6 protein-coding genes and 1 tRNA gene are annotated in these 5,697 nt (G+C 66.8%); 2 read left to right on the top strand and 5 right to left on the bottom strand.

Translation table 11 applies throughout. From position 1 onward, the window contains the following. On the top strand, positions 1-502 hold a 502-nt coding region (locus tag HUK84_RS09265; RefSeq protein WP_176640040.1), incomplete at its 5' end, for a JAB domain-containing protein. Between the two features lie 32 nt (positions 503-534). Here the strand turns inward: HUK84_RS09265 and HUK84_RS09260 are convergent. The 4 genes from HUK84_RS09260 to HUK84_RS09245 all read right to left on the bottom strand — a co-directional run bounded on the left by HUK84_RS09260 (position 535) and on the right by HUK84_RS09245 (position 3,724). Continuing rightward, entirely contained in the window at positions 535-2,367 is a 1,833-nt protein-coding gene (locus tag HUK84_RS09260; protein ID WP_246285577.1) for a GGDEF domain-containing protein, read from the bottom strand. A 182-nt stretch (positions 2,368-2,549) separates the two neighbouring features. Beyond that, a complete protein-coding gene (locus HUK84_RS09255) occupies positions 2,550-2,933 on the bottom strand; it encodes a UrcA family protein (RefSeq protein WP_176640038.1) in 384 nt (127 codons plus the stop codon). A 173-nt stretch (positions 2,934-3,106) separates the two neighbouring features. Next, entirely contained in the window at positions 3,107-3,364 is a 258-nt protein-coding gene (locus tag HUK84_RS09250) for a hypothetical protein (protein WP_176640037.1), read from the bottom strand. 285 nt (positions 3,365-3,649) lie between these two features. After that, positions 3,650-3,724, bottom strand: a tRNA-Thr gene (locus HUK84_RS09245). 219 nt (positions 3,725-3,943) lie between these two features. On the opposite strand from HUK84_RS09245, the gene HUK84_RS09240 reads away from it, so the two are divergent. Then, positions 3,944-4,156: a hypothetical protein gene (locus HUK84_RS09240; RefSeq protein WP_176640036.1), complete on the top strand. Its 213-nt coding sequence runs from the start codon at positions 3,944-3,946 to the stop codon at positions 4,154-4,156. An 18-nt stretch (positions 4,157-4,174) separates the two neighbouring features. Here HUK84_RS09240 and serA read toward each other — a convergent pair whose 3' ends face one another. Then, complete coding sequence (gene serA / locus HUK84_RS09235; protein WP_176640035.1) at positions 4,175-5,440, bottom strand: phosphoglycerate dehydrogenase; 1,266 nt, start codon at positions 5,438-5,440, stop codon at positions 4,175-4,177. Between the last annotated feature and the right edge of the window lie 257 nt (positions 5,441-5,697).

The following is a 5,697-nucleotide window of genomic DNA, read 5'->3' as shown; positions in this document are numbered from 1 at the left end:
CGCCGTCTTCGCCGCCGAACCCGACGAACTCGCCGCCGCGACCGCGGGACGCGAACAGGTCCGCACCCTGCTGCCCCTGTTGCGCGAGGCCGCGATCCGCCTGATGCGCGCGCGCATCCGCCAGGGCAACCTGCTGGCCCGTCACGAGGCGCTGACGGCCTATCTGCAGGCGTCCCTGGCGCGCGAGACGGTCGAGCAATTCCGCGTCCTGTTCCTGGACCGCAACGCGCGCCTGATTTCCGACGAGGTCCTGGCCCAGGGCACGATCGACCAGACCCCCGTCTACCCGCGCGAAGTCATGCGCCGCGCCATCCGGCTGAAGGCCAGCGAGTTGATCCTGGTGCACAACCACCCCGGCTGGAACCCGATGCCGTCGCGTGAGGACATCGCCATGACCAGGCGGCTGGAACAGATCGCCGCCGTACTGGGCCTGCGGGTGCGCGACCACGTCATCGTCGGCAACGGCGCCTCGACCAGCTTCCGCCAGGCCGGCCTGCTCTGACGGCGCATCGCCGTCCCCGGTCATCTCCCCGGTTATCCTCCGGTCGCGTTGACATGCGTGGCGTTCAGCGGCGTGCCCGCGACCGTCAGGCGGTTCCGTCCCCCGCGTTTGGCGGCATACAGCGCCTGGTCCACCCGATCCATCAGCGCCGACCGGGTCTCGGCCCCCTCGCGACAGGCCACGCCCATGCTGATGGTCACATGAAGCGACGGGCCGGACGGCACCTCGATCGGCTCGGCCGACACCACCCGCACGACGCGCCGCGCCAGCCCGACGGCCCGTTCGGCGGTTTCGCCCACGATCAGGATCGCGAATTCCTCGCCACCGATCCGCGCCACCAGGTCGGTATCGCGCAGGGCGGCCTGCACCGCCGTCGCCACCCGCCGCAGCACGATGTCGCCGACAGGATGACCGTACCGGTCATTGATGGACTTGAAATGGTCCAGGTCGAACATCGCCACCGCCACATGCGGCGCCGCTTCCGGCAGGCAGGCATCCAGCGCGTGAAAGAAGGCGCGGCGATTGGGCAGGCCGGTCAGCTCGTCGGTGTTGGCCGCCAGCTCATGGGCCGCGGCGATCTGCCGGTTCCGGGCGTCGACCGTCATCTGGTCGGTCACGTCGCGGATCAATCCGCCGAACCCACGCCCGCCGTCCAGGCGATAGGCCACGATCTCGGCATGGCGGATTGCGCCGTCCCGCCGGCTGATCCGCACGATCTGGCGCAGATCCTGCCGCTGCCCACCCCGCAACTCCGCCTCGGCCAGTGCGAGGGCCGGACGATCCTCCGCCACGATTCCGTCCAGCATCGGCTGGCCGATCCGGCTCGGCACGTCGAATCCCGACATCCGCTCGAAGGCAGGGTTCAGATAGCTCCAGTGCCCCCCGTCATCGACGCGGAACAGCACGTCCCCCACCCCGTCGGCCAGCAGGCGGAAATCCTGCAGCCGCTGTTCGGCCAGGGCCGTCTTCTGGTCGCGCTGCGTCAGCACCGCGCCCAGCGGCAGCGCGCAGAAGAAGATGGTCGCCAGGTCGAACTCGAAAATATAGACCTTGACCGCCGACGGCCCGTGAAAGGCCATTCCCGGCCCGCTGCCGGTAAAGATGAAGAAACTGCCGATGATCCCGATGACCGCGACGGACAGCGCCGCCCCCTGGGCATAGAGGCGATAGGTCGCCAGCAGCAGCGGCGGCAGCAGCAGGAACTGCACCGGATAGCGCGACTGGCCGAACGCGACGATGGCGGCCACCGCCGCCAGGACCATCAGGGCCAGCACCGTCAGGCGCCGCGGCATGCGCGCACGCGCCGCCATGTCGTCACCATCGCCAAGGGGGCCATCGCCATGGGGCCGCAGGGCCAGCAGCATCGGCACGATGATCAGCAGGCCGGGCAGGTGCCCCATCATCCAGATCATGCCGCCGCCGATCCAGGCCCGTCCCTCGCCGAGAAACAATGCTCCTCCGGCCACCAGAGCCGAACACAGAACCGACAGGAAGATCGCGACCGCGAAACGGAATGCCCAGTCCACCCGCCCGAAAAGGTTGGAAACCGGACTGATGCGCCGGACCAGCCCCGCCGCCAGGACGACCTCGATCGTGTTTGCCCCCGCAAAGCCCAGCACGACGATCCAGGGCCGATGGTCCTCCAGATTGACCAGCGCCGCCATGATGAACAGCAAAAGCGGATAAAACCGCCGGTCGAACCCCGGTATGCGCAGGATGGCGGCCAGCATCACGGCATTGGCCGGCCAGATCATCGACACGCCGCCGCCATGCCGGGTCCAGGTCACGCTCGCCAGCGCGCACAGGCACCAGACGACGCAGATCGCGACCGTCGCGATCCCGCGCCCGTCCGAGCGCCTGCTCAAGACCCCGTTCAGGGCCCCGTTCAGCGTTCTGTCCAGAAAATTCCCGCCCGGAAAAATGCCCGTCATCACCCGACTGCGCGCCGCCTCTCCCCGGGCCCTACAATGCACGGACCCTACAATGCAACGGACACGGGGGAAGCGCCATAACGGATTAACGGACGGACGGACGCACAGGATCGCCGTTATTGCGGCAAGCCGAAATCATTCACCGCCCTGTACAGGGTCGGATCATTGACGTCGCCGACGGCGCGCATCACCGCGTCGCGCCGGCAGGCCGAACGCGCGATGACCCGTCGCAGGTCCTCGGCGATCGCGGTGCTGTCGCCACAGGCTTCCAGCGCCGCGCGGTCCAGCCGCCGCACCAGGATGCGGGCCCGCGCCTCGGTCGCCAGGTCGGCCCTGAAATACCGCACCGGCACCTTCTGGACGGCACCCTCGACGGTGACCCGTTCCTGCGGCGCGACACCCTCCTGCGCCATCTCGTCCTGCGCCATGGCAGCCATCGGTGCCAGCATCAGCAGGGCCGCGACACCCAGCCCGATCGGCCTGCATGAGAACCCGTTCATGATACATATCCCCCAATGGACGCTGTCCGGGACACGTCAAACGGCCCGTTCCCGGCCCGTCATTTGCGTCCATCATCAAGACATCCGGGAACGATACGCGCGAATTCTTCGTCTTTATTCCGTCAGGACATCTCCCAGGCCATCTTCAGGTCCGGTTTTACCGAACCATGCGCCTACGGGACCATATGGTGCAGCATGTCGTCGGCCAGCGCGATCACCGCTGTCAGCAGCGACAGCAGGGACACGACCGGCGCCAGCCATTCCAGCCGGCTCCGCGGTTCCGCTTGCCCCGCCGGCGATCCGGACATCCTGGACACATCCTCCGGCTCCAGCCCCAGGGGACATGCATGAAACGTGTCGACGGGCGCGCAACCCGGCGCGGCGGCACAGACGGTACGATCCGACGGCACGAACCGGTCAGCTTTCAGCATCGCAATGCCTCCCTCTACAGGTCAGACAACAGCCAGCTCACAACCCGAAAATAGAAATCACGCACACACGTCTTCAGCCTGAAACGCGCCTGATCTTTCTTGCGGGCCCATCGGGCCGCCTGCGTCGTTTCGCATATTGTGTGTTGCAACAGAGGCACGATATCAGATCCATACCGTCCCGGTCCACGGCCGAGTCGCACCAGAACGTCCCGGCGGGTCACAGATTCGCGCGCATGGTAACGCAGGTCAGCCATGCATATCGGGCATGGGTCCCGCCGCATGGAATGGTGCCGGGTGAGGGATTTGAACCCCCGGCCTTCGGTTTACAAAACCGCTGCACTACCGCTGTGCTAACCCGGCATCGGCGCATGGAACCGACCAAGGCAAAGGGCCGCAATCACGCCTGCTCGCGCCTTTCTGCCTCTCTCCGCGCGGCGGGTCAAGGGCATCCGCCGGCCGGCGGGCAAGGCGCTCAAATGCCCGGCTGGGGGGAACCGCAAAACCACCCCGGCGTTCGGCATCTACGCGGCCCGGGGCGATCCGGACCGAAAAATCCCATATATTTTCTGGATTTTCCTCATGCTTCTGGATTCCATTATCATCGAGGTCGACGGTACCTTCCTGGGCGCCGCCATCCTGCTCGCAGGCGGCCGGCGGCTGCGTTTCTACGCCGCCCATGACAGCGTCCGCGCCCTGCACAACCAGGTCCGGCCCGATTTCGAATCCCTGCGCCGAAGCGTCGCCCTGCAATTCCGCCGCTTCGCCCTCGGCGCGCCGCCCTCTCCGTCCTGACGGGCGAGAGGGCGGCCTTCAGGAATGCTGATAGATCAGCCGGGCGCGGATGGTGCCCTTCAGGTCGCGCAGCCGGGCCAGGATGCGGCTGTCCTTCTCGACATCCCGCCCCGTATCGGCCTCCACGACCACATAGCCCAGCTCGCCGTCGGTCTGCAGGTACTGCGCGGTGATGTTGCAGCCCTCGCGTGAGAAGATCTCGTTGATCTGCATCATGATGCCCGGAACGTTGCTGTGCACGTGCATGAAGCGCGTGCCGCGCGGGCTTTCGGGCAGTTGCACCGTCGGGAAATTGACGGCGCCCAGCGTCGAGCCGACGTCGGAATACTCGATCAGCTTGCGCGCCACCTCGACGCCGATCCGCTCCTGCGCCTCGGCCGTCGACCCGCCAATATGCGGGGTCAGGATCACGTTGTCCAACCCCTGCAGCGGCGAGGCGAACTGATCCCCCGCCCCCTTGGGCTCGACGGGAAAGACGTCGATCGCGGCACCCAGCAGGTGCCCGTCCTTCAGCGCCCCGGCCAGCGCGTCCAGGTCGACGACGTTGCCCCGCGCATTGTTGATCAGGAACGACCCCGGCTTCATCGCGCGGATCTGCGCCGCGCCGATCAGGTTCGCGGTGCTCTCCAGTTGCGGCACATGCAGGCTGACCACGTCGCTCTGCGCCAGCAGGTCGTTCAGCGTCTCGACCGGGGTGGCGTTGCCGTGCACCAGCTTGTCGATCACGTCGTAATAGATCACGCGCATGCCGAACGCCTCGGCCAGCACCGACAATTGCGACCCGATCGAGCCATAGCCGACGATGCCCAGCGTCTTGCCCCGCACTTCCCAGCTATTGGCGGCCGACTTGTTCCAGCCCCCTTCATGGCACTGCACGGATTTGGGGAAGATCCGCCGCATCAGCATCACGACCTCGCCCATCACCAGTTCGGCGACCGAACGCGTATTGCTGTACGGGGCGTTGAAGACCGGGATGCCCTGGACCCGCGCGGCCGTCAGATCAACCTGGTTGGTGCCGATGCAGAAACAGCCGACCGCGATCAGCCGGTCCGCCGCCGCGATGATCTCGGCGGTCAGTTGCGTGCGGGAGCGGATGCCGACGATATGCACCCCCTCCAGCGCCTCGCGCAGCGCGGCCCCTTCCAGGGCCTTGGGCAGGCGCGTGACGTTCTCGTACCCATTCGCCCGCAGCAGCGACACCGCACTGTCATGAATCCCCTCCAGCAGCAGGATGCGGATCTTGTCCTTCGCCAGGGACAGGTGGCTGGTGGTCTCGCTGCTCATGTCGAATACTCGCGCCTATTCGAAGAAGATGTCGCTCCTATCCGATCGACGGATGGATGCCTAGTGTCCTGCCCGAGAAACTCTTATGAGAATTTCTCGGATCAGCAGGCCGCCAAAATTTCCAGTGTCCGGCCCGGGAAATCCACGACCGGATCCCGCGGGCAGCCGCCGGCCGTCGCGTGCCACGAGCGCACATCGGTACCACGCCGCCCGCATTCAAGCGGCCGGCGCGGCACCCGTCACCCGCCGGTCGTCAG

The sequence above is a fragment of the Nguyenibacter vanlangensis genome, from assembly GCF_013376155.1.
In the GTDB taxonomy this organism is placed as follows: domain Bacteria; phylum Pseudomonadota; class Alphaproteobacteria; order Acetobacterales; family Acetobacteraceae; genus Gluconacetobacter; species Gluconacetobacter vanlangensis.
This window is presented reverse-complemented; position numbering and strand designations above follow the sequence as displayed.